General features: G+C 61.4%; 19 protein-coding genes. 14 read left to right on the top strand and 5 right to left on the bottom strand.

Features of this window, described 5'->3' with window-relative positions:
* Positions 1-43: 43 nt before the first annotated feature.
* The 4 genes from BDB13_RS03435 to BDB13_RS03420 all read left to right on the top strand — a co-directional run bounded on the left by BDB13_RS03435 (position 44) and on the right by BDB13_RS03420 (position 6,196).
* Positions 44-1,516 (top strand): class I adenylate-forming enzyme family protein, encoded by a 1,473-nt coding sequence (locus BDB13_RS03435; RefSeq protein WP_176459515.1) that lies wholly within the window; start codon positions 44-46, stop codon positions 1,514-1,516.
* An 86-nt stretch (positions 1,517-1,602) separates the two neighbouring features.
* The gene (locus tag BDB13_RS03430) at positions 1,603-3,447 is read left to right on the top strand and encodes a DUF3556 domain-containing protein (protein ID WP_094270414.1); all 1,845 of its coding nucleotides are present in this window, start codon (positions 1,603-1,605) and stop codon (positions 3,445-3,447) included.
* A complete protein-coding gene (locus tag BDB13_RS03425; RefSeq protein ID WP_094270413.1) occupies positions 3,444-4,877 on the top strand; it encodes a phytoene desaturase family protein in 1,434 nt (477 codons plus the stop codon). The genes BDB13_RS03430 and BDB13_RS03425 overlap by 4 nt, the downstream gene beginning before the upstream one ends.
* Positions 4,874-6,196: a PucR family transcriptional regulator gene (locus BDB13_RS03420; RefSeq protein ID WP_094270412.1), complete on the top strand. Its 1,323-nt coding sequence runs from the start codon at positions 4,874-4,876 to the stop codon at positions 6,194-6,196. Before BDB13_RS03425 ends, BDB13_RS03420 begins: the two co-directional genes overlap by 4 nt.
* Positions 6,197-6,214: 18 nt before the next feature.
* Here the strand turns inward: BDB13_RS03420 and meaB are convergent, their stop codons facing one another.
* The 3 genes from meaB to BDB13_RS03405 are packed head-to-tail and all read right to left on the bottom strand — an operon-like array spanning position 6,215 to position 9,200.
* On the bottom strand, positions 6,215-7,117 hold the full coding sequence (gene meaB, locus BDB13_RS03415) for a methylmalonyl Co-A mutase-associated GTPase MeaB (protein WP_094270411.1): 903 nt from the start codon (positions 7,115-7,117) through the stop codon (positions 6,215-6,217).
* Positions 7,114-8,775 carry an acyl-CoA mutase large subunit family protein gene (locus tag BDB13_RS03410; RefSeq protein WP_094270410.1) on the bottom strand — a complete coding sequence of 554 codons (1,662 nt, stop codon included), beginning with the start codon at positions 8,773-8,775 and terminating at the stop codon, positions 7,114-7,116. The genes meaB and BDB13_RS03410 overlap by 4 nt, the downstream gene beginning before the upstream one ends.
* Positions 8,772-9,200 (bottom strand): cobalamin B12-binding domain-containing protein, encoded by a 429-nt coding sequence (locus BDB13_RS03405; RefSeq protein WP_094270409.1) that lies wholly within the window; start codon positions 9,198-9,200, stop codon positions 8,772-8,774. The genes BDB13_RS03410 and BDB13_RS03405 overlap by 4 nt, the downstream gene beginning before the upstream one ends.
* Positions 9,201-9,492: 292 nt before the next feature.
* On the opposite strand from BDB13_RS03405, the gene BDB13_RS03400 reads away from it, so the two are divergent.
* Positions 9,493-10,089: a TetR/AcrR family transcriptional regulator gene (locus BDB13_RS03400; protein ID WP_094270408.1), complete on the top strand. Its 597-nt coding sequence runs from the start codon at positions 9,493-9,495 to the stop codon at positions 10,087-10,089.
* A 16-nt stretch (positions 10,090-10,105) separates the two neighbouring features.
* Here the strand turns inward: BDB13_RS03400 and BDB13_RS03395 are convergent, their stop codons facing one another.
* Positions 10,106-10,453, bottom strand: a complete 348-nt coding sequence (locus tag BDB13_RS03395) for a response regulator transcription factor (protein WP_254922690.1) — start codon at positions 10,451-10,453, stop codon at positions 10,106-10,108.
* A gap of 91 nt (positions 10,454-10,544) precedes the next feature.
* Between BDB13_RS03395 and BDB13_RS03390 the strand changes: the two genes are divergently transcribed.
* On the top strand, positions 10,545-11,354 hold the full coding sequence (locus BDB13_RS03390; RefSeq protein WP_141210606.1) for a GAF domain-containing protein: 810 nt from the start codon (positions 10,545-10,547) through the stop codon (positions 11,352-11,354).
* A gap of 161 nt (positions 11,355-11,515) precedes the next feature.
* Positions 11,516-12,880 carry a phenylacetate--CoA ligase family protein gene (locus BDB13_RS03385; RefSeq protein ID WP_094270405.1) on the top strand — a complete coding sequence of 455 codons (1,365 nt, stop codon included), beginning with the start codon at positions 11,516-11,518 and terminating at the stop codon, positions 12,878-12,880.
* Between the two features lie 68 nt (positions 12,881-12,948).
* On the opposite strand, the gene BDB13_RS03380 is transcribed toward BDB13_RS03385, so the two are convergent.
* Complete coding sequence (locus tag BDB13_RS03380; RefSeq protein WP_094270404.1) at positions 12,949-14,631, bottom strand: outer membrane protein assembly factor BamB family protein; 1,683 nt, start codon at positions 14,629-14,631, stop codon at positions 12,949-12,951.
* 93 nt (positions 14,632-14,724) lie between these two features.
* Between BDB13_RS03380 and BDB13_RS03375 the strand changes: the two genes are divergently transcribed.
* The 7 genes from BDB13_RS03375 to BDB13_RS03345 are packed head-to-tail and all read left to right on the top strand — an operon-like array spanning position 14,725 to position 24,213.
* Complete coding sequence (locus tag BDB13_RS03375; RefSeq protein ID WP_254922689.1) at positions 14,725-15,312, top strand: TetR/AcrR family transcriptional regulator; 588 nt, start codon at positions 14,725-14,727, stop codon at positions 15,310-15,312.
* 40 nt (positions 15,313-15,352) lie between these two features.
* Positions 15,353-16,636 (top strand): SWIM zinc finger family protein, encoded by a 1,284-nt coding sequence (locus BDB13_RS03370; RefSeq protein ID WP_094270402.1) that lies wholly within the window; start codon positions 15,353-15,355, stop codon positions 16,634-16,636.
* Positions 16,633-18,105 carry a DUF5691 domain-containing protein gene (locus BDB13_RS03365; RefSeq protein WP_094270401.1) on the top strand — a complete coding sequence of 491 codons (1,473 nt, stop codon included), beginning with the start codon at positions 16,633-16,635 and terminating at the stop codon, positions 18,103-18,105. Before BDB13_RS03370 ends, BDB13_RS03365 begins: the two co-directional genes overlap by 4 nt.
* A complete protein-coding gene (locus BDB13_RS03360) occupies positions 18,102-19,202 on the top strand; it encodes an ATP-binding protein (protein ID WP_094270400.1) in 1,101 nt (366 codons plus the stop codon). Before BDB13_RS03365 ends, BDB13_RS03360 begins: the two co-directional genes overlap by 4 nt.
* Positions 19,199-21,415, top strand: coding sequence for a DUF5682 family protein (locus BDB13_RS03355; RefSeq protein ID WP_254922688.1), 2,217 nt, complete (start codon positions 19,199-19,201; stop codon positions 21,413-21,415). Before BDB13_RS03360 ends, BDB13_RS03355 begins: the two co-directional genes overlap by 4 nt.
* A 2-nt stretch (positions 21,416-21,417) precedes the next feature.
* Positions 21,418-22,575, top strand: coding sequence for a VWA domain-containing protein (locus BDB13_RS03350; RefSeq protein ID WP_094270399.1), 1,158 nt, complete (start codon positions 21,418-21,420; stop codon positions 22,573-22,575).
* A 36-nt stretch (positions 22,576-22,611) separates the two neighbouring features.
* Positions 22,612-24,213 carry an MFS transporter gene (locus BDB13_RS03345; protein ID WP_094270398.1) on the top strand — a complete coding sequence of 534 codons (1,602 nt, stop codon included), beginning with the start codon at positions 22,612-22,614 and terminating at the stop codon, positions 24,211-24,213.
* The last annotated feature ends 49 nt before the right edge of the window (positions 24,214-24,262 follow it).

Here is a 24,262-nt window from a genome sequence, read left to right as displayed (position 1 = left end):
GATAGTGTTCTGAGTCACAGGAAAAGGAAAGGTGCTGACTCTCGTGACGGACATCGGATATCTGGCTTGGGATCTGGCGAAAGAGCATGGCGATGTGCCGTGCCTCCGCGACGACCAGGTTGAACTCACGTACACCGAGTTTGCAGAACGTACGGAAGCCGTTGCAGCGCAACTGGCAAGCGAGGGTATCGGTGCGGGTGACGTTGTCGCGATCATGCTTCCCAATCGGGTTGAATTGCTGATTGCGATCATGGCTGCCTGGCGCCTGGGTGCCGCCGCAACACCCATCAATCCGATGTTCACGGCCAACGAGGCGGACTACCAGATCTCGGATTCCGGTGCTCGACTGGTGATTACGGGTGGGTTGGATGCGCCCAGCGGTGGTCGGCCGGCGCTCTGTGTCGACGACCTCGCAGAGAGCCCACCCGATCTGGCCCTGCCCGGTATCGAACTGGCTGCCGATGATCTCGCGCTCCTGATCTACACCAGCGGATCCACTGGCAGGCCCAAGGGCGTCATGCTCACGCACGCCAACCTTCAGTTCATGGCGTCGTCGATGGGGCAGAGCATCGGCATCACCGGTGCAGATCACTGCCTCTTGATCCTCCCTCTCTTCCACGTCAATGCAATTTGTGTGAGTGTCCTGACGCCATTGATCGTCGGTGGGCAGGTAAGTATCACCGGGAAGTTCTCGGTATCAAGGTTCTTCGACGACGTTGCGCGATTGCGTCCGACGTACTTCTCCGCTGTCCCGGCGATCTATGCCATGCTGACGTCGCAGTCCGAGGACGCGTCGATCGATACGTCCTCTCTGAGGTTCGCCGTGTGCGGCGCTGCCCCGATCAGCAAGGAACTTCTCGAACGAGCCGAGGAGCGATTCGGCTTCGAGATCGTCGAGGGGTACGGGCTGACCGAGGGAACATGTGCGTCGGCGTGTAATCCGGTCGGCGGAATACGGAAACTCGGAACCGTCGGCCCGGCTCTGCCCGGGCAGCAGATCGAGATCCTTGCTGAGGATGGGACTTTCGCGCCGATCGGCATCCGCGGTGAAGTAGTTATCAAGGGCGGAAACGTCATGTACGGCTACCTGAACAGGCCTGAGGAAACTGCCAAAACTGTTGTGGACGGTTGGCTGCACACGGGCGACGTCGGAGTGCTGGACAAGGACGGCTATCTGACGTTGGTCGACCGCATCAAGGACATGATTATCCGCGGGGGAGAGAACATCTACCCCAAGGAGATCGAAAACTCGCTCGCCACACATCCTTCCGTGCTGGAAGCTGCCGTCATCGGCGCCCCCCACGATGTCTACGGAGAGGTTCCTGTCGCCTATGTCGTTGCCTATCCAGATGCCCCCGTCACCGAAGGCGAATTGCTCGACCATGTCACGGCCTTGCTCACCCGAGTGAAGGTGCCAGTGGCGATTTATGTTGTCGACGCGCTACCCCGAAACCCGGTGGGAAAGATCGACAAACCTGGAATGAGACGAGCCTTGAGCGCCACTTCCGCTCGCTAGCAGTCTTTTCCGTGTCAGCGCAATAACTCGATTGCATACGTCGAGTTGATCCGTCATGCCTACTTCTCGTATTTCAGGAGCACATCATGGGATTCAAAGAAGGAAACTTCCCTCCCGTCGACCCCGCCACATTCATGGACAAGCCCTTCCTCGAGCGATTGCGTGACATGTCCACGCACTGGGTGGATCACGGGTTCGGCACGCCGAAGATGGTTCATACCGTCTATATCATGAAGCTGCTATTCCTCTATCTCATCGCCGGAACCGCAATTGCAACACTGACTTCGGGCCTCTCTTGGGTAGATCCGGCGTCATGGTGGAACCAGCCCATCGTTTACCAGAAGCTCATTCTGTGGACGATGATGCTCGAAATGCTCGGTCTGGCAGGCTCATGGGGTCCGCTGGCCGGCCACTTCAAGCCGATGACGGGTGGTGTTCTCTACTGGATTCGTCCCGGAACAATTCGCTTGCCACCGTGGCCGGGTAAAGTCCCGCTCACGTCCGGCGATACCCGCACGGTCTTCGATGTGGTCATCTACGTCGCTGCTGTTATCAATCTTCTTGTTGCGGCGGTACTTCCGGGTGTTCACACAACCGGCGTCGACGCCGCCATTGCGGATAACGCCGGACTGGTACGTCCTGCCGTGCTGTACTCGTTCCTGGCGCTGATGCTGATTCTCGGTCTGCGCGACAAGGTTCCGTTCATTGCCGCTCGTAGCGAGCAGTACCTCCCCGCAATTATCTTCTTCACGTTCCTTCCGTTCGTGGACATGATCCTGGCACTCAAATTGCTGATCGTCATGGTGTGGATCGGTGCCGGTATCTCGAAGTTCGGTCGCCACTTCTCGCTGGTGGTACCGCCGATGATCAGCAATACGCCGTGGATTCCATCGAAGAAGATCAAGCGTGCGCATTACCGTAATTTCCCCGAGGATTTGCGTCCGTCTCGCCTGGGCGGCGGCGTCGCGCACGTGGCCGGAACGATGGTCGAGATCGTCACTCCGTTGATTTTGCTGTTCTCAACCAACAAAACGCTCACAATCCTTGCCGTTCTCCTCATGGTCGGATTCCACCTCTTTATCGCGTCGACCTTCCCGTTGGCAGTGCCACTGGAATGGAATCTGTTGTTCGCGTACGCCGCGGTATTCCTCTTCCTCGGTTTCCCGGCGTGGGACGGGTACGGAATCGGCGCAATGTCCTCGCCGTGGATCACTGCGGGAATTGTTGCAGCACTGGCATTTTTCCCGATCCTGGGCAATCTGCGACCCGATTTGGTGTCGTTCCTTCCGTCCATGCGCCAGTATGCGGGCAACTGGGCATCGGCGACGTGGGCCTTTGCTCCGGGTGCTGAAGCCAAGATCGACGAGAACATCAAGCGGCCGTCGCAGGACACACGCAAGCAGTTGATGACCATGTACCCCGAGGACGTCTCGGACGTCGTGCTGCACCAACTGCTGGGTTGGCGCTCGATGCACAGTCAGGGACGTGCGCTGTTCTCCCTGATGATCCGGCACCTCGGTGAGGACATCAATACGTACTCCCTGCGTGAGGCCGAATTCAGTTGCAACTCCATCGTCGCTTTCAACTTCGGTGACGGCCACCTGCACGACGAGAAACTGATTGCCGCGATCCAGCGTCGTTGCAACTTCGCACCCGGAGAGTTCCTGGTGACCTGGATCGAATCGCAGCCCATTCACAAGGCAACACAGGAGTACAAGGTGATCGACGCGGCCCTCGGTGTCATCGAACGAGGCACGTTCAAGGTCGCCGACGCAGTTGCCGAGCAGCCTTGGTTGCCGAATGGGCCCATTCCGTTCGATGTTCAGTGGACACTGGACGTACGCGCTGACCGGGCGGTGACGGATCCGAACGTTGTCACCGAGCCGAAGATGCGCACCAAGGAAGGCAACAACCGAGAGGTGAATCAGTGACCAAAGCCGTAGTTGTCGGCAGCGGGCCCAACGGGCTCGCTGCCGCGGTACACCTTGCACGTAGTGGCGTCGACGTGCAGGTGCTCGAGGCTGCCGACCAGATCGGTGGGGGTACCCGATCCGGTCCCATCGACGTCCCCGGATTGATCCATGATCACTGCTCGGCATTTCACCCGATGGGTATCGGTTCGCCGTACCTGTCCAAGCTGGACCTCGAGCGATACGGGTTGAACTGGCGCTGGGCCGAAGCCGATTGTGCGCATCCGCTCGACAACGGCGATGCGGGCGTTCTGTACCGCTCACTCGAGCGGACGGCGGCGGAACTCGGCGCAGATGGTCAGAGATGGCATCGCATGTTCAACGACCTGTCGACGGGTTTCGACGCCTTGGCTTCGGACCTGATGCGTCCGATTGTCAACATTCCGCGGCATCCGTTGCGGCTGGCGGCTTTTGGCCCGCGGGCACTGCTGCCCGCCACGGTCACTGCCAAGCTGTGGAAGACAGAGAAGGGTAGAGCGCTGTTCGGTGGGGTTGCGGCACACGCGTATTACCGACTGAACCGACCAGCGACGTCGGCCGTGGGTTTGATGATTATCGGCGCCGGCCACCGCTACGGCTGGCCGGTGGCCGAGGGCGGGTCGCGATCGATTACCGACGCGATGTCGGCGATGCTCCTCGATCACGGCGGAAAGATCGATACCGGCGTGCGAGTACGTAGCGCCCGGGAACTGCCCGACGCGGATGTTGTTCTACTGGATGTGAATCCGAGTGGAGCGCTCGAGATTCTGGGTGATCGACTCCCGTCGCGCGTGGCGAAGGCGTATCGAAAGTTCAAGCAAGCACCCGGAGCCTTCAAAGTCGATTTCGCGATCGAAGGTCACGTTCCGTGGACCAATCCCGATTGCGGACGTGCCGGAACAGTCCACCTGGCGGGCGGTTTCGAGGAGATCGTGGCGGGTGAGCGTGCGACGAATTCTGGCCGCATGCCGGAGCGGCCGTTTGTTCTGATCGGTCAGCAGTACCTGGCAGATCCCACCCGTTCGTCCGGAAACATCCACCCGTTGTATGCCTACGCCCATGTGCCGCATGGATATTCCGGGGACGCAACGGAGGCGATCATTCGTCAGATCGAACGTTTTGCTCCGGGATTTCGGGAACAGATCATCGCTACGTCAAGCCGCGGTACCGCCGACCTGGCGCGAGACAATCCTAATCAGGTGGGCGGCGATATTGTCGGCGGCGCCAATTCCGAACTGCAAGTGGTAATGCGCCCGCGCATCGCAGTTGATCCGTACAGCACGGGGATCGCGGGCACCTACCTGTGCTCGGCGTCTACGCCACCCGGCGCCGGCGCACACGGAATGTGTGGATACAACGCGGCGGAGTCGGCGCTGAAGTACCTACGACGTCAGGGCGCGGAGGTTTTGTGAGCAGTCCCACGAACAAGGATCGAGGCGCCGGCGCGAAGCGGCGTCTCGCCCGAGTTCCTGCCAGTGCCGAGCCGGAAGTGCTGGCCGTGGTTGCGGAATTAGCGGGTCGCCTCGACGTGCGCAGTGCTGACATTGCCCGCGAGATGGCTGTCATGATGGCTCACGAGATCGATCAACTGGACGATGACGCCAACCTGATCGAAATGCTCGAGGCCAGCGTTCAGGGAAACGTCACGACTATCATTCACGTACTCGCCAATGATATTCCGATCGATCATCTGCAACCGACCACTGCGGCGGTTGAATATGCTCTACGCCTCGCCCAGCGAGATGTTCCGTCCAACTCGTTGGTCCGTGCCTACCACATGGGCCAAGGTGATCTGATGCGTATCTGTCACGACGAGGTCAGCACTCTCGATATCTCGGCGCGGCTCACTCTTGCAGTGTTGAAACATGTTTCGGACGTTGTGTACAGCTATATCGACTGGATCACGCTCTACGTCTTCGATGCCTACGAGCAGGAGCGGAGTCGGTGGATCAACGCGCAAGGCAACCTGCACTCGGCCGCGATCCATGCTCTCCTCTCGGGAAGTGGAGGGGACACCGTAACTTTCGAAGCCGAAACCGGGTATCGACTCGATCAGAATCATCTGGCCGTCGTTGCCTGGTCGACGTCGGACGCGGATGTGTTGGGATTTAATGCCCTCGACCGCCTGGTGCGTGATCTCGGTGCCGCTGCCGGTGCGGACAAATCCGTGATCGTGACCGCCATCGACCGTCGTACGGTCTGGGCGTGGCTGCCTTTCGGTCGACGAGTCCCGGCGCCGGATCTCGAAAGTCTGGCCGCGTCCGTGCCGCTCGACGGTGGCAGTCGGGTAGCCATCGGCCTCCCGGGTTCGGGAGTCGACGGATTCAAACGCTCTCACCAGCAGGCGCGCGCCGCGTATTCGGTTGCTGCGGTGCCTGATACGCCGTCGCGTCCTGTTGTCAGTTTCGGAGATCGAGGTGTCGCGGTGGTGTCACTTCTGTCGGAAAATCTCGAGTCGACAAAATCCTGGGTGTGGGAAGTGTTGGGACCGCTGGCCGACGACACGTCGTCGGCCGCAATCCTGCGCACGACGTTGAGTGTTTACTTTGCCCACGGTGAAAGCCACTTGCATACCGCCAATTATATGAATTTGCACCGCAATACGGTGAAGTATCGCGTCAACAAGGCGCTGGCTGATCCAGTGACAGCCGGTCGGGACAAGCTGGATCTGGCCTTGGCTCTGCAGGTGTGCGAGTTGTTGGGTAGATCGGTACTGCGTCCGATTGGCTGATGCGGCGGGGTTTCGATCTCAGGATTTTGCCAACTCGGAGACTACGTCCTCGAAATCCCGGGTCCCGTTGAATACCGACGCGCAGGCCTCGTCGAGCGGTTGGGTCCTCAGTCTCTGGGCGAAAATCAACTCTGCTTCTCGGACGAGTTCTCGGCGAAGTCGGCGAACCGTTCCATTGCCGCGTTCGGCTTTGTCGACAGCCGAGATGAGGTCTTCGATACCGGTTTCGTCGACGACGCTGGTGCTGATCACGGGTGGTCGAACCGCGTCGGCCCGCCGTAGTGCGAGCATCCGTTCAAGCTGGCGCGCAGTGTTTTTCGCCCCAGGGAGATCGGCCTTGTTCACGACCAGGACGTCCGCAAGCTCGAGTACGCCGGCTTTGATCGCTTGGAGATCGTCGCCCAAACCCGGAACTGATACGAGGACGGCGATGTCGGCGAACTCCGTGATCTCCACGTCGGACTGACCGCTTCCCACCGTCTCGAGAAGTACGACGTCCCAGCCGGCGGCGTCGACGGCGTCGATCAGGGCTGGGACAGCGCGGGACAGGCCACCGGTATAGCCTCTCGACGCGATCGAACGGATGAACACTCCCGGATCGCAGGTGTGCGCGCCCATTCTGGTTCGGTCGCCGAGCAGGGCGCCCCCGGATACCGGGCTGGAGGGGTCGACAGCGAGTACGGCGACACGCGTCCCGGCCCGCCGCAGCACAGTGACCATGGAGCCGATCAGAGAGGACTTGCCGGCGCCTGGTGGCCCCGTGAGTCCCACGACCACGGCGCGTCCCGTGTGCGGTCGCAGACGCGTACGCAGGTTGGTGGCGTCCGGCCCGCCCCGTTCCAGAATGGTCAGGGCTCTGGCGAGACTTGCTTCGTGGCCCGCCAGGAGTCCTGCCACGAGTCCCTCGAGTGAGTCCGTCATGCGACGATCAGTGGGTTGCCGAAGCCGAGTTCGTCGCGGAGCGTGCCGACGATCTCGCCGTGAGTGACACCGCTGATCGCGGCATCGACTACTTTTTCGAACACATTCTCCTTTTCATTTTGAGCGGCGTTGCGCAATCCGTCGATACCCCGTCGAACTTCGGTTTCGCTCCGATCGCGTTTGAATGCCCGGAAGGCTTCGACATGCGCCTCCATGGCATCTCGATCGGGACGGTACGGCGGCGGCTGGGTACCCTCGGCACCTTCGGAGCGGTAGCAGTTCACTCCGATGACGCGATCTTCGCCGAGGTCGATACGATCCTGGGCGGCGAGCGCGGAGCGGCCGATCATGCCCTGTACCAGGCCGGAACCCACGGCTTCATACATCCCGCCGGCATCCTCGACGATCTTCATGACGCGAAGGATCTCTTCCTCCATCTGATCGGTTAGTTGCTCGATGTAGTAGGAACCGCCGAGTGGATCGATCACGTCACAGAGATGAGCTTCTTCGCGCAGAATGTTTTGCGTGGCAATGGCGATACGCGCCGATTCTTCTGTCGGGCAAGTGATTGCCTCGTCGTAGGCATCGGTATGCATCGACTGAAGCCCCGAGAAAATTCCGGCCATGGCCTGGGTTGTCACGCGGGCGATGTTGTTGAGGGGCTGCTGGGCAGTGAGGTCGACGCCCGAGGTTTGACCATGGAACTTGAACCGCCATGAGCGCGGATCCTTCGCGCCGAGTCGTTCTTTGGCGATCCGGGCCCAAATCCTTCGGCCTGCACGGAATTTCGCGATCTCCTCGAAGAACGAGATCGACACATCGAAAAAGAATGTGAATCGCGGAAGGATGTCGTCGGGTTCGAGACCCCGGGCCATGCAGTCCTCGGCGTATTGGATAGCTGTCGAGAGTGTGAAGCCCATGGTCTCTGCCGGGGTCGCTCCGGCCTGTTGCATGTGCTGGCCCACGACGGACACCGGGTTCCATCCCGGCACTCGCTCACGGCAATACGCGACGTGGTCGACCAGGACCCGTCGAGATCCTGGCTGGGAGAGTCGGTAGAACATGTGGTTCGCGACGAAGTGGGAAATGTAGTCAGACTGGTTCGAGGTCCCGGTGATTCGGTCGAACGGAGTGCCGCGGCGCTTTGCGGTGGCCAGTACGAAGGCGAGCAGCGTGAACGGTGTGGGGTCGTTCATGGCGGTGGAGATCGTATCGAGCGGAACTCCGTCGAGCGCGGTACTCATGTGGTCGACGTTGTTGATGACCGTGCCGCAGGTGCCGAGTAGAGGTGTGGGGACTTCGTCGCAATCGAGACCGCGGAACCCGGAATTGCAGGGCAGCAGGCTGATGGCGTTGGCGCCGAGATCGAGTATTTGACGGACGCGGCCGTTGTAGTCTTCCGGGGTCCCCAGTCCGATCAACTGGCGCTGCGTCCACGTCCGACCTCGGTACATGGACGGGTAGATGCCGCGGGTGTACGGCGCTTGGCCTGGGTATCCGAGATCAGAAGCGAATCGGTCACCCGACCAGTCCTGCGGTGTGTAGAGGGGTTCGATCGTGATTCCCGACCGATTTCGCACCACCCGGTCGGCGGGGACCTGGCCGGCATATTCCGCAGCCCAAAGTTCCTGGGCGCTCGTAGGTTCCACCATGGTCATGCTGAGACCTCCGTTCCGAATTGCGCGGCCAACACGGCCTCGCCGAGTGCAGTGACGGATTCCACGATCTCCTCACGGGAGGACCCCGGCCCGAAGATCTGTGCCACGCCGGCGTCGTGGAGCATGGCGTGCTCACTATCGGGGACGATCCCTCCGACGACGATCGCCACATGGCCGAGTTCGGCCTTCCTGAGTTCGTCGATCAGGTCGGGAATGATCAGGTGGTCCGTTGCCAGGGAAGAGATTCCGATGACAGCTACGTCCTCCTGGCGCGCGAGTCGGACCACTCCGTCGATCGTCTGCCACGGCGGGGTGTAAATGACTTCATGCCCGGCGTCGCGTAGGTATGCCGCGATGATGCGACTGCCTCGGTCATGGCCGTCGAGACCGATCTTGGTGACCATGATCCTGATGGGTGCGCCCATGCGATGCCTCCTTGGGGTTGCATTGCGTCAAATGCGAGCGAGTGCTCGCTCACATTTGCAGTATGCTCACAGTGTGGAGGCGCGTCAAGCCTCTGCGAGGTGGTTGCAGACCGGCTTGCCGCAGCGGTAGTTATGCTGGCTCGGATCCCCGGCGGCGTCCCAGTCGCCCTGCTCGCGGGGCGCCCAAACCTGACGAGGAATTGATGACTCCCTTGGATACTCGCGAATATCTGCACGCTCGCGAATCGCTGACCAGCTGGTTCCGCACGGCGGCACCCGCGGGGTTGATTCGATGAGAGTGAGTCGCGAGGAGCGACTGAGTCAGCTCCAGGCCGTGGCGACCAGGCACATCATCGAGCGCGGGTTCGACAGCGTATCGGTGAACGAATTGGCCGAGGACCTCGGAATGAGCGTCGGTGGGCTGTATCGCTACATACAGACGAAATCCGATCTGCTGGTGATGGCCTGCGAGAACATTTACGGTGGCCTGCGGGAGACTCTTGCCGAGATCACGACGAGCGGTGAACGCGAACTTCCGGAGAAGCTTCGACTCATGATCGAGGTGTACCTCCGCGAATGTCTTCGGAATCGCGAGCAGATCCTGCTGATGTATCGCGAATACCGCCACCTGCCCGAAGACGCGCATCGCCGCTACAAGGAACGTGAACTCGGCATCACCGGCCTATTTGCGGATGTGATCGGCGTCGGCGTTCGGCACGGGCTGTTCAGAGACGTCCATGTGCAACTGCTGGCGCAGGACGTCGTCTTGTTGGGTCACTTGCCGGCGCTCAAAGGGTGGGCCGTGAAGGACGTCGAGTCAGACGTTTTTGTCGGCGAGCACGTAGCGCTGATCATGACTCGCCTCGAAGTGGAGACGTCAGCGAAGTAGTGAGCCGGGGTGGCGATCAGGGGAGCAGGCCTGCTCGGCGGGCAGCGTCGACGGCTTCTTGCCGGCTGTGTGCGCCGAGTTTGGTGAGCGCAGATCCCAGATAACTCTTGACGGTTTGGGGCGAAAGACCCAGGGCTTCTGCAATTCCGACGTTGTGAAGTCCGGTCGCCGCATGTGCGAGCACGTCGACTTCGCGCTCGGACAGTAGGCCGTCGTGTCGTCCCTGTGGAACGAGGCGTCGGCCAAAATCTCGTAGGGTTCGCCTGTCCTTTCCTAATTTTGCGAGTGCAGCTAGCGTTCTGAGCTCGGCAAACGCGCGACGGATCGCCTCGGTCTCACTGACTGTGAGCGGCAGATTGGTCATTTTCAGCCCCTCTTGTTCGCCGTCCATCCTGGCACTATTATGCGAGCGAGTGCTCGCATATTCAACCCTTTTGACAACATAGAGGTGTCCGATGACGCTCGTTGCCGCAGATGTCGATGCCAGTAGTGCGCTGGACCGTGCGCTTACCCAAGTGCAGCACCGGTCTGGCTTAGCCGTTGCGTTCGCGGGACGGGTCAGTTCGGAGACCTTGAGGATTACCAATCTTCGAGGCAACCGGTGCGAGGCGTTGTATGGGTTGTCGCTCCCACCGGGAGTGGGGCTTGGCGGCAAGGCCACGACTTTAGGCCGGCCGGTATCCGTGCGGGACTACTCATGCGCGCGCGCAATCACTCACGAATACGACAGTGCTGTGGCGAGGGAGGGTCTGCGGGCGCTCATCGCTGTCCCGGCCCGTGTCCACGGCCAAGTGAGGGCCGTCTTGTACGGGGGTGTTCGCACCGCGATGAGCATCGGTGATCGTGCCATCGACGAACTTGTCGAAGTAGGGCGGCAGCTTTCACTCGACTTGGAGGCGAATGCCGGCCACGCAGACGAGACGCTAGACCGTGCGCGCTGGTGCGCTCTCGTGGAGGAGATGGTGGCCGACCTCGCCGAGATGCCGGAGCATCCGGTGAATGCCAAGGTGCGTAGTACTTGTCTCGACCTGCTGGTTGTCCTGCGTGGCGAGTTGGAACGGGGCGTGTCCCCGGCGATCAGGCCGACGGATCTGAAGGTGCTCGAACTTGCCGCGGCGGGATGCACCGACAGTGACATCGCGGACGGTCTGGGGATTGGACTGCCCGTCGTGCGGCGTCGGATGCGTGTGCTGCGCGGGATCTTCGGCGTGCACAATCGGCACGCGGCAGTGTCGGCGGCGCGTGCGGCGGGTCTCCTGTCGTGAGGATGGTATCCAGCAAATAGCTTGCGCCTCAATCGTTTCTGCTATCACTCTTCGGTCAAACGTGACGTCCATGCGAGCTTCGGCTGCGACAATTTCGGGGGTATTCGTGCTCCGGTAACGCATAGATGATGTGGTCACGATTGAGAGGAAGGTGGTAGTCCATGGCTCCCGAACGTGCCTACTGGAATGAGAAGTTGGAGACTCGGCCGCGCGCAGAGCGTGAGCTGGAAATTCTCGCTCTGCTGCAGCAGCAACTGCGCCGCGTCTACACCGAATTGCCCTTCTACCGGCGGCATTACGACGCGCACGGCTTCCATCCCGATCAGGTCCGAAGTCTCGATGACTTCACCCGCCTCGTTCCCGTGATCACCAAACAAATGCTGCGGGACGATCAGGCTGCGAACCCGCCGTTCGGCAGCTACCTCGGCGTCGCGGAATCGGAGATCGCTCGCGTTCACGGTTCCTCGGGCACCACCGGCGCCCCCACTCTCTACGGAATCTCCCATGCCGACTGGGAGCATGTGACCGACGTGATGGCCCAAGGCTTCTTCACGACGGGAGTGCGTTCTACCGACAGGGTTCAACTGGCCACCGTCTTCGGCATGTTCATCGGCGGCTGGGGTGCACTGCAGGGATGTGAACGTATCGGCGCCACAACCTTTCCGATCGGCGCCGGCGAGACAGAACGCCAACTCGAGTTGATGTACCGAGTCGGTTCGACAGTGCTGATCAGTACCCCGACCTACGCGCTCCACATGCTGGAGCGGGCACGTTCGCTCGGCTACGACACAGCGGCATCGCCGCTTCGTCTCGGCATCTTCATCGGCGAACCCGGTGCAGCCATTCCTGGTATCCGGGACACGCTCGAGCAAGGCTGGGGTATGTCCGTGCGAGATTTGGCAACAACGTCGGAGATGACTCCGTTCGCCACCAATGCGGAATGTGAACACGGACTTGGCGTGCATGTCCTGCAGGATCAGGTGTGGACTGAAATCGTCGACAAGGAGAACCCGAACCAGGCTGCCCCGGACTCTGTCAGTGGCGGTGTCGTCTATACGCATTTGAGGCGGGAATCGCAGCCCATGATCCGTTTCGCCTCACGGGACGAGTCGCACATGACTTACGAGCCCTGTCCGTGCGGCCGGACCTACCCGCGCCTCCCGCTCGGCGTCTACGGACGGCTCGACGACATGCTGATCATCCGGGGCGCCAATGTGTATCCGAGTCAGGTCCAAAGGTCACTGCTTTCAGTGCCCGGTACCGGCGTCGAGTTCGTGGTCACGCTCGACCGCGACGGAACTCTGGACACTGCCACCGTCCAGGTCGAGTACGACCCGACACTCGAACTCGATGACGTGCCGGCCTTCAAGGCAGACCTGGCAGTCACCGTACGTGCGCGGCTCAAGAACGATACGAATATCAACTTCGTCGTCGAAATACTGGAACCGGAGACGCTGGAACGTGCTGTGTCGAAAGCGAACCGGGTGATCGATCGTCGCCCGTCTCTGGTGGCTGCGACCGCTTGAGGGCACTCGAAGCCGAGGACCCCGCAGTCGATGTGACTGCGGGGTCTGCTCGGACGCTGTGCGAAGCGTCAGCTACCGAAGACGCTGCCTACGCTGGCGCTGTCGGAGCTACCGATCGATCCCGAAGACCCGACTCCCGAAGACCCGACTCCCGGGGAGCCGATGGGAAGGAAGGCCTCGATACCACCGCGGAGCGGGGGCATTTTGTGGCCCTCGGGCAGTCGCGGGTCGATTGCCGAGCGGGCCGGTTCGATCGATGAGGTTCCGATCGCGCCGTAGCCGACGACGATGAGACGATTCAGAGTGTTGGGGACAGTGAATCCGTCGCTCTCGCCAGATTGGGGCGCGAGGACTTTTTCGATCGAACCGGTGGCGGGGTCGATCTTCGCGAGCCGGAAGTCCGTCGCTACGAACGGAGCAGCGTTGGGCCCCAGTGGAACGTGGTAGCCGAGCGAGATGGGTGCGAGCAAGCCGTCATTGGTAAGGGTTGGCGGTCCGCCGACAATCCAGGTGGGTTCTCCGACCGTCGGGCTGATCGGAAGGACTTCCTTCGCGAGTGCTGAGAAGTCGGCACTCCAACGCTGCTGGCACTGTGAGTTGTAGGACGTCATGCTCGTGCCCTGATCGCCGAGCAGGTAAATGTTGCCGTCGGGGCCTGCGGTAGGCGAGCCGCCCTTGCTGTCGGCGTCCACGCTGCAGCGGACGGAACCGTCGTCAGTCCCTGCCGCATAAAGGATTCCGGCATTATCCGTGACGTAGACAGCATTTCCGTCGGTGGAGATCGTCGGACTGGAACTGCTGCCGGAGCCGACGGCTGCGCTGAAGGCAAGTGCGATTGTGCCCAGTGATCCACCAGTGCCCGGTACGTAGTCGATCCCGTAGACGTAGCCCTGTGTCGTGTCCGAGGAGACCGCAAAGATTCGGCCGGTCTTGTTCGATACCGACGGAGTGTTGGCCTGCGGCATGGTGCCACCCCAGAACAATTCCCAGGTGGGGATCGTGAGCTCGGGATCAAGCAAGCCGCTGCCGAGGAGTGTCGGCGGTTTCGGCTGGTCAGCCGGCAGCGATGCGGTTGCCGGCAGCTGTGTCACGGGTGCTCGCAGCGCTCCGGTATCGGGATCGACTACGACGACCTTGTTCCAGGTCGTGATGCCCATGACCGAGCCGTCCGCGAGGAATTGGGCGGTAACCAGTGGCCGGAACGGGGTCGCGCGGGTGCCTTCTTGCCACGGGGATCCGGGGGAAGCATCGGGCAGCGCGACCTTCCATTTCACCTGGCCGTTCGGGTGGAACGCCCAAAGTTGGTTGCAGTCACTGACATACAGGTCGCCATTGCGGGCCACCAACGGGCTCTGCAGGACGGCGCAGCTGTCGAAGTCGTCAGAATTCTGCCATTCGGCGGACTTCCATTTCAGTTTTCCGTCGGGTGCGTAGGCGTACAGATTGGACTGGCCAGGCGCGAGACCGGTGGTGACGTACGTCGTCCCGTCGGGACCGATCACCGGAGCTGTGAGCACCGACGCGTTGTCGAGCCCAGACCAGGTGGACTGGTACTGATCGCTCGGTGAAACCGGCACAGTTTTGCGGTTGCCGGCATCGCCGTGCAGGGTCGCCCAGCCAGTCTGTGCGTAGTACGCGTCGATCCCGGCCGGTGCTGCGCTGGCCTGTTGTATCAGAACTCCGCCACTCGCGAGTGTGATGCAGGCGAGGGCAGTCGCGGATCGGCGCGTGATCCATCTCGGTTTCGACAACTCAGAGCCTCCAGTGAAGTTAGGCGTTACACAGTGCATCGCCTTATTGCGAAGCATGTAACCTCAGTCGCATAGATGTCAAGGGGGAGTTTCGTGGCGCAAGGACGTACTACCCACAAGCTGGGGCCCCATCAAGACCCGGCTGTCGACGCGGCGGTCCTGGCCGCGACTCGTCGACTGCTGGTCGAAGTGGGTTATTCCGGCATGACGATCCACGGCATCGCTTCGGCGGCAGGTGTCGGTCGCCCAGCCGTCTACCGGCGTTGGCCGTCGAAGGCCCATATCGTGCACGAGGCCGTGTTCCCCCCGTTGACACCCGAATGGATCTCCGAAGATCAGATCGAAAATGAGGTCAGGAGACTGGTTTTCGGTACCATCGCCCTTTTCGGCGACCCGGTGGTCCGTGAAGCTATCCCCGGCCTGATGAGCGAGATGCGGGCAGATCCGACTCTGCAGAAGATGCTGGACGAGCGTTTGCAGGCGGGAGTGCGCGAGAAACTTACCCAGAGCCTCGCTGACTGGACTCGGACTGGGCAAGTGCGTCCGGAAATCAAGGCAACTACGCTGCTCGACGTAATGGCCGGTACTGCGATTTTCGCGCTGTCGATCCGCAACGTGGACGACCTCGAAAGCATCGCCACGTCGCTGACAGACCTGCTGTTGCACGGGATCTTGAAGTGAGACCGGTGTCGGTGTCGGCAGGTTGCCCTACGGTATTCGAGTGACTTCTCCGTGGACGGCTGGGCAGGTGGCATCGGTAGCTCCCGACGTCACCTCGTTGGCTGCTGCGAGGAAACTGGCAGGATCCTGGACGCTCACCGGTCACCACGAGAACAGTCTCTGGGGCCTGTGCCAGGGCAGCGGGTCCAAGCCTTACCAGGCAATAGTCGACTTGAGTGGCCCCGCGTACAAGTGCTCGTGCCCTAGTCGTAAGTTCCCGTGCAAGCACACCTTGGGTCTGCTCGTCGAATGGTCCGAAGGGCGTGTGCCGACGGCATCGGAGCCTGCCGATTTTGCCGCCGAGTGGCTGGACCGTCGGGAAGAGAAGGCGGTAACCACTCGACCGGCCGCGACGAAAATTGTCGACCCTTCCACCGCTCAGAAACGTGCCGAGCGAGTGGCCGGTGGACTCGTCGAACTCGACCTGTGGATCACCGACCAGATCCGGGGCGGGCTGGCAGCGATGGACAAATCGTGGGAGGCGTTGGACGCGGTAGCCGCGCGTATGGTCGACGCCCAAGCCCCCGGGGTCGCGGGAACGCTGCGTACTTTGGCGGGCATCGTGGCGTCGAACGAGAACTGGCCTGAAAAAGTGCTCGACGAACTCGCGCGCCTGCATCTCCTGGTCGCCGCGCATCAGAAGATTGCCGAACTTCCTGAATCCCTTCAAGATTCGGTACGCGCGCAGGTGGGCTATCCGGTCGGCACCGACAGCGTCATGGAGCGCCCACCCGTTCGCGATCACTGGATGGTGATGGGCACTCGGGTCACCGAGGAAAAACGGCTCTTCACCCGTACTGTCTGGTTGCTTGGTCGAGTTACCGGCCAATGGGCTGTACTGCTCGACTTTTCGCACGGTTCCCCCAACTTCTCCGGAGTTGTCCCGCCCGTTGTCGGATATCAGATTGACGCCGATCTCCATTTTTATCCCGGTGCGGCGGCACTGCGGGCGCGACTGGGAAACTTGCACAGTGAAGCGGAGCCGTTCACGACGGTGCCACGCGGCAGCATCGACGGCACCTTGCAGAGTTATGCCGATGCGGTGAGTGCTGATCCGTGGCTGCGATCCTGGCCGATGATGATCAGCGCGGTAACACCGTCGTACGTCGACGGCTCGTGGTTCCTGGTCGATGAAACCGGTGCGGCGCTTCCCGCGGAAGGCGATTCGCTCTGGACCCTGCTCGGTATTTCCGGAGGTTATCCGGTGACAGTGTGCGGTACGTGGAATGCCTGTGCCGTCAGCCCGATTTCGGTATTCGCGAGCGGCCAGGTGATCGCGCTGTGAGCAGCTTGATGTCGACGGCTCTGCTCGGAACCTCGCGCACGGCTGTAGCTTTCGAAGATCTTCCCGCCGACGTACGCGGCGCGGCGGAAACGTGCGACGGAGACTCTGCTGCAGTTCTCCTCACCGCTGCAGCTCTCGAGCGTGCCTACCGTGCCGGGGGAGCGGGTTCCACCACAGCGGAAGTGCCTCCGCCCGCCCGGGATGATCCGAGATTGACGCTCCCCGAATCGTCGTCGGCGCATTTGGTGTCTATGCTCGCGGCCAAGGCCACGCTGCTTGACGACTGGTTCGCATTGGCGATCGAGCGCAACTTTCGGGCGCCGGATCATCTTGTGGCAGAGCTCCTTTCCTACGCCCGTGCCAATGAGCTGTATCGTGAGAACATTCTGCGCATTGTCGGTGAGCGTGGGCAGTGGTTGGCTGCCCGAAATCCGGAGTGGTCCATGCTGATCCGCCACCGCGATGCCGGCCCGGGACTTTGGCGTCACGGCACTCCCGCAGAGCGACTCCAGTGGTTGGCCGATGCTCGTCGAAGTGATCCCGCCCTGGCCTTGGCCGAGTTGTCGCAAACCTGGGAAACCGAACGGGGAGAACACAAAGCAGCATTTCTCGCAGCGCTGGCCGCTGGATTGTCTGCTGACGATATTCCGCTCCTCGAACATGCTCTTGACGACAAACGGAAAGATGTACGACGCGAAGCGGTCAACATGCTGCGGCGACTGCCGGGGTCGCAGTGTGCGGAGCGGATGGCTCAGCGAGTGCAAACATGGGTTCACGTGGAACAGGGCGGGATCGTCGTTGATGTTCCCGACGAAATTGACACTGCAGCCCGTCGTGACGGTATCGAAGACCGGCCGAACCCGCACACCGACTACCGGGCCGAGTATATGCGGCAGGCAATTGCCGCGGCGCCGTTGACGCTGTGGAACACCATGATCGGTGAACCTGCCGCGGTGTTGAGTTCGATCACCGACGGAGTCTGGGAACCAATACTGCATGACGCGTGGTCCACTGCAGCTGTGTTGCAGCATAACTCGGAGTGGGCCGAGGCGATCTTCACTGTCCGCGGCTTGTCGACCGACAGGCGCTTGCTCCCTTTGATCCCCGGACGCGCGTTGGCCGACCTCCTACTGTCCGGAACCGGCGACGCCAATGTGCTCCATCCGGACCGGGCGGCAATCTATGAGGCTCTTCCTCGCCCGTGGCCCGCGGACATCACCGCGTCCGTCATTGCGCAGTGGGAACGAGTGGCGGCCCGACGCGCGGACGGCGGCGCCCGCGCCAACGAGTTCTCGCGCTACAAGTATGCAGCCTCGCTGCGTCTTGCGCAGGCAAACTTTCCTTACAGCGCAGTGCCTTTGCTGAACCGGGCGGCCGAGCGCGCTCGAGATATCGACTGGCAACAATCTTTCATCAAGGTTGCCACCACAATTGTCCACCGCAAGACCCTGCTCGAGGAGCTCACATGACGGCTACAACCGACCCGACCTCGTTGATGCGTCCGCATGCCGAGCAGGAGTACGCGCACGAACTTGCTGCACTGGCGGCCGCCGACACGCGCCCGCGCCCGCCGTCATGGAACCTTTCACCGTGGGCTGTGGTCACGTACGTGCTCGGCGGAACCTTGGACGACGGTACCGTCATTTCGCCCAAGTATGTCGGTCCCCGTCGGCTCATGGAGGTGGCCGTCGCAACTCTTGCGACCGACCGCGCACTTCTCCTCCTCGGTGTTCCCGGAACAGCCAAAACTTGGGTTTCCGAACATCTTTCGGCTGCAATTTCCGGCGCCTCGACGCTCCTGGTTCAGGGCACGTCGGGCACGCCGGAAGAGGCGATCCGATACGGCTGGAACTACGCGCGGCTCCTGTCCGAGGGGCCGACTGCCGGCGCAATGGTGCCTTCGCCGGTGATGACGGCAATGGAAACCGGCAAGATCGCTCGCATCGAGGAACTGACTCGCATCCCGGCCGACGTACAGGATGCGCTCATCACCATTCTCTCCGAGAAGACGTTGCCGGTCCCCGAACTGGGCACCGAAGTGCAGGCGTCCAAAGGCTTCAACCTCATTGCTACAGCAAATGATCGAGATCGTGGGGTCAACGATCTCTCCTCCGCTCTGCGTCGACGGTTCAATACCGTCGTGCTGCCGTTGCCGGCCAGTGAGGAAGACGAGGTTGCCATCGTGGCCCGACGCGTCGAGCAGTTGGGTGCTGCACTGGAGCTTCCGGCAGTGCCGGCTGCCGCCGACGAAATCAGGCGCGTAGTCACTGTGTTCCGTGAACTACGTTCCGGCACTACGTCTGATGGCCGAACCAAGCTCAAATCTCCTTCCGGCACATTGTCTACGGCTGAAGCTATTTCCGTGATCACCAACGGGCTCGCGTTGTCGGCACATTTTGGAGACGGTGTGCTGCGAGCCTCCGACGTGGCAGCGGGCATCTTGGGCACGGTCGTCAAGGATCCGGTTGCCGACAAGGTGGTCTGGAACGAGTACCTCGAAGCCGTGGTTCGTGAACGGGGCGACTGGTCCGACTTCTACCGGGCGTGCCGTGAGGTAACCGGGTGAGCCTGCCCATCCATGATCGGGCCTTGCGAGACAGCAGGGTTCGGGTCTTCGGAATCCGGCACCACGGACCTGGTTCGGCTCGGGCGGTCCGGCGTGCGCTCGACGAGTTTTTGCCGGACGTCGTGCTCATCGAAGGGCCTTCGGATGCGGATCCGTTGGTGATGCTGGCGGCGTCGGACTCGATGGCGCCGCCGGTTGCGTTGCTCGCGTACGTCACTGGTGAACCGTCGAAGGCTGCGTTCTGGCCCTTTTCTGTGTTCTCCCCGGAATGGCAGGCATTGCAGTGGGCTGCGCACAACGGTGCTGCAGCACGTTTCTGTGATCTACCCGCGTTCAATCTGCTGGCGGAGTCGGACGCGCGCACTACGCGTGAGGGCGATCCGTTGGCAGAGTTGGCGGCTGCAGCGGGGTATGACGATACCGAGCGTTGGTGGGATTCGGTTGTCGAATCAGATTCTGGCACACATGCTTCCGGTTTCGAAGTCTTTGATGCGATCACCGATGCCATGATTGCTCTGCGTGAAACCGTGCCGATCGACGAGGAAACTGCCCACCGCGAAGCGTACATGCGTCAGGTGCTCCGCAAGACGCTCAAGGACGGTGCGCAACGTGTAGCAATCGTGTGCGGGGCGTGGCATGCGCCGGCTCTGGTGGGTCCGCTCGGTCCGGCCACGGTGGATGCGCGAATCCTCAAGGGAATGGCCAAGATCAAGACTTCGTTGACGTGGGTTCCCTGGACGCATTCGCGACTTGCGTCGGTGTCGGGCTACGGAGCCGGAATCACTTCTCCCGGTTGGTATCACCACCTCTTTACTGCCACGGACAACACCATTGCACGGTGGCTTACAAAAGTCGCACGAGTGCTGCGCGCGGAGGATTTGCCGATTTCGAGTGCGCACGTTATCGAAGCAGTGCGATTGGCCGATGCGCTGGCTGCGTTACGGTCCCGACCGTTGGCAGGCTTGTCGGAAGTGACCGAAGCGACGCGCTCGGTGATGTGCGAGGGCAACGACGTCCTGCTGGATCTGGTCACGAGAAAGTTAGTGGTCGGCGAAGCCTTGGGTGCTGTGCCGGAAGAAACGCCGACTGTTCCGTTGGAAGCGGATCTGCGGGCGCGGGCAAAGACCCTGCGACTCAAACAGCAAGCTGGCGCAAAGAATCTGGATCTTGATCTTCGTCGCGATATCGACATCGAGCGCTCGCATTTCCTTCACCGATTGAGCATTCTCGACATCGGTTGGGGTCGGCCGGCGGATAGTGACATTCAATCCACCGGCACCTTCCGCGAAACGTGGGAACTTCAATGGAAGCCGGAATTCTCGGTGTCGGTGATCGAGGCATCCCTGTGGGGTACGACGGTATCCGGCGGCGCCGCGGCCAGAGTGGTGTCGCAGGTGAAAACGCCGGGAATTACGTTGGCAGAGTTGATCGGGCTGTTAGAATGCTCGCTCCTCGCGAATCTTCCCGAAGCACTATCGGAAGTGCTGACGAGTGTGAAAACTGTTGCAGCTCTCGACCATGATGTGTCACACCTGATGGCGGCGCTGCCGCCGCTGACGCGAACCCTGCGGTACGGCGACGTACGGGGTACCGACGTCTCGGCGCTCGTCGACGTCGGCGACGGATTGCTGATCCGTATCTGTACAGGACTGCCCGTAGCTGTGACCGGCATGGACGATGCCAGTGCTGCGGAGTTTCGTGCTCTCGTCGACAACGTTCACGGCGCCGTGATGATGCGCAACGACGCCGAGTCGACTGCGCGTTGGCTCGGTGCGATGCGGAGTGTGATCGACCGTGACGATGTCAACGGGATGTTGGTGGGACGGATGGTTCGACTGCTTCGTGATGCTGGTTCGATCACGGAAACCGATGCGGCGGAGCGTTTGTCGCGATCGCTGTCCATCGGCAGTGCTGCCACTGACAAGGCGGGCTGGGTGGACGGGTTCCTCGGCGGGGGAGGTTTGGTCCTCGTACATGATCGGGCGCTACTGGACTTGATCGACAGTTGGGTGCGTGAACTCCGCGAGCAGGATTTCATCGACACACTGCCACTTCTGCGGCGAACGTTCGGTGCATTCGAGGCAGCGGAGCGACGTGCGATCGGGCAGGCAGTGCGTGGTGGTCGGCTGGTGGAGTCGGCAGTGGAGACCGATGCACGAAGAGGGCGAGCGGCTCTGGGTGTCGTTGCCGCAATCCTGGGGGTGGGTGCATGAGCATGAGTGATGACGACCAGCGGCTGCGTCGATGGCGATTGATGCTCGGAGAGTCCGCCGACGAGTCACTGGGCGGGCTGGGACAACCGGGCGACACCCAGATGGATGCGGCGCTCGCCGCTCTGTACGACAACTCCGGCCCGAAGAAGGGGAGTCGTCGCTCGGCCGGGCTGGGGGCGTCGGCGCCCAAAGTTGCACGTTGGCTGGGCGATATCCGTACCTACTTTCCCAGCACAGTTGTGCAGGTGATGCAGAAGGACGCTATCGATCGACTCGGATTGACGCATTTGCTGCTCGAGCCAGAACTGCTCGACGCGGTGGAACCCGACGTACATCTGGTGGGAACTCTGCTCAGTCTCAATCAGGTGATGCCGGAGGCAAGTAAGGCCACAGCCCGCATGGTCGTCGGCAAGGTGGTGCGCGAAGTCGAGGAGCGCATTGCACAGAAGACCAAGGCGGCAGTGACCGGAGCACTCAACAGGTCGGCCCGAACATCTAATCCGGCACTGCGCGATATCGATTGGAATCGGACTATCGCCGCCAACTTGAAGAACTACCTACCGGAGTACCGAACTGTGGTGCCGGAGAGGCTGATCGGGGTCGGGAGGAAATCTGCATCGGTGCAGCGGGACGTAGTCCTGGCCATCGATCAGTCGGGTTCGATGGCCTCGAGTGTTGTCTATGCCTCGGTGTTCGGTGCCGTCCTGGCATCGATGCGAGCATTGAGGACGTCGCTGGTGGTGTTCGATACCGCGGTCGTGGACCTGACCGAGAAGCTGTCCGATCCGGTTGATGTTCTGTTCGGAACGCAACTGGGCGGTGGCACCGACATCAACCGGGCAATTGCGTACAGCCAGTCGTTGATCACGCGGCCGGCAGAGTCGATGTTCGTGCTCATTTCCGATCTGTACGAGGGCGGTATCCGCAACGAGATGCTTCGACGCATGGCGGCCATGAAAACGGCCGGCGTGCAGGTCGTGGTGCTGTTGGCACTCTCCGACGACGGGGCACCCTCGTTCGATCACGACAATGCGACTGCGCTGGGTGCTCTGGGCATCCCGGCATTTGCGTGCACACCGGACAAGTTTCCGGAGTTGCTTGCGGTTGCGTTGGAGCGAGGTGATGTCGGAGCGTGGGCTGAGCAGTTGAGCGGGCGCTGATGCTTCGAGATACGTTGCGCTGGGTACTCCGCCAGAATGACCCGTGAGGTTTCTGCAACGCAGGTAGGTTCAGGCTTGGTCCTCGCGGTGTTGGCATGTAGCCAGTTCCTGATGACTCTCGACAGTTCGGTCATGAATGTTTCGATGGCCACTGTTGCCGCGGACGTCGGCACCACTATCACCGGTATCCAGACCGCCATCACGCTGTACACGCTGGTGATGGCGACGCTGATGATCACGGGCAGCAAAGTCGGGTCGATGATCGGGCGTCGAAAAGCATTTGCGCTCGGACTGATTATCTACGGGGTGGGTTCGTTCACGACGGCGATCGCACCCAATCTTGCTGTGCTGCTGATCGGTTGGTCCTTCCTCGAGGGGGTGGGGGCGGCGCTGATCATGCCCGCCATCGTAGCGTTGGTTGCGACCAACTTTTCGGCCGAAAAGCGTCCCGCCGCATATGGATTGGTTGCAGCAGCGGGGGCGATGGCCGTAGCGGTCGGACCTCTGCTCGGCGGGGCCGTCACCACTTTTGCGTCGTGGCGCTATGTCTTTGTCGGAGAAGTGGTCCTGGTGGTCCTGATTCTCGCTGTTCTTCGCAAAGTCGCCGACGTGCCGCCGGTCAAGTCGCGGTTGGACGGGGTCGGTTCGGTTCTGTCGGTGGTGGGGCTGGGCATGATCGTGTTCGGGGTGCTGCGTTCGAGTGAGTGGGGATGGGTGCAGGCAAAGCCTGGAGGGCCGGAGGTTGTCGGACTCTCACCTGTTGTGTGGTTGCTGATCGGTGGGTTGCTGGTGGTCTACGGCTTCCTGCGGTGGGAGACACGGCTGGTAGACGCTGGACGAGAGCCGTTGATGGATCCGGCGATGTTGCGAAACCGGCAACTCAGCGGTGGTCTTTTCATGTTCTTCGTTCAGTTTCTCGTGCAAGCCGGAGTGTTCTTTGCCGTTCCGTTATTTCTGTCCGTAGTTCTCGAATTGAGTGCCCTCGAGACCGGGATCCGGATTCTTCCGCTCTCTGCAGCACTTGTGTTGGCGGCCATCGGAATTCCGAAGCTGTTGCCGAACGCAAACCCTCGTCGCATCGTTCGGTTGGGACTGCTGTCGATGATTGTCGGAATTCTGCTGCTCGTCGCCGGGATGGATCCGGGCGCAAATGCCGCAGTCGTGATGGTCCCGATGTTGTTCATGGGGTTCGGGCTGGGAAGTTTGTCGTCCCAACTCGGTGCTGTCACTGTGTCGTCCGTTCCGGATGAGGAGAGCGCGGAAGTGGGAGGCCTGCAGAACACGGCCACCAATCTCGGAGCGTCATTGGGGACTGCTCTGATTGGTTCGGTGCTGATCGCCACCCTCACCACATCAGTGATCGCGGGTATCGAGGGCAATCCTGCAGTGCCGATGTCGGTGCAGCAGCAGGCCACAACGGACCTGGCTTCGGGTGTTCCGTTCCTGTCGACCACGGAACTTCAGAGCGCACTCACCGCAGCGGGGGTCAGCGAACAGGCCACTACGGCGATTGTCGACGTCAATTCCGAGGCCAGGCTGGAGGCATTGCGCGTGGCGTTCGCAGTTGCGGCGCTCCTGGCGATTGCGGGATTGTTCGGGACAGGCAGGGTTCCGCGAACTCCCGTTGGGAGGGATTGAGGAAAACTTCGAGGCAAGCAGTGGTTTGTGACCTCTCGGCTCGATATAG

Origin of the sequence: Rhodococcus sp. OK302 (assembly GCF_002245895.1) — a bacterium.
GTDB lineage: Bacteria > Actinomycetota > Actinomycetes > Mycobacteriales > Mycobacteriaceae > Rhodococcus_F.
The sequence above is the reverse complement of the archived record's forward strand: the minus strand, read 5'-3'. Positions and strand labels throughout refer to the sequence as shown.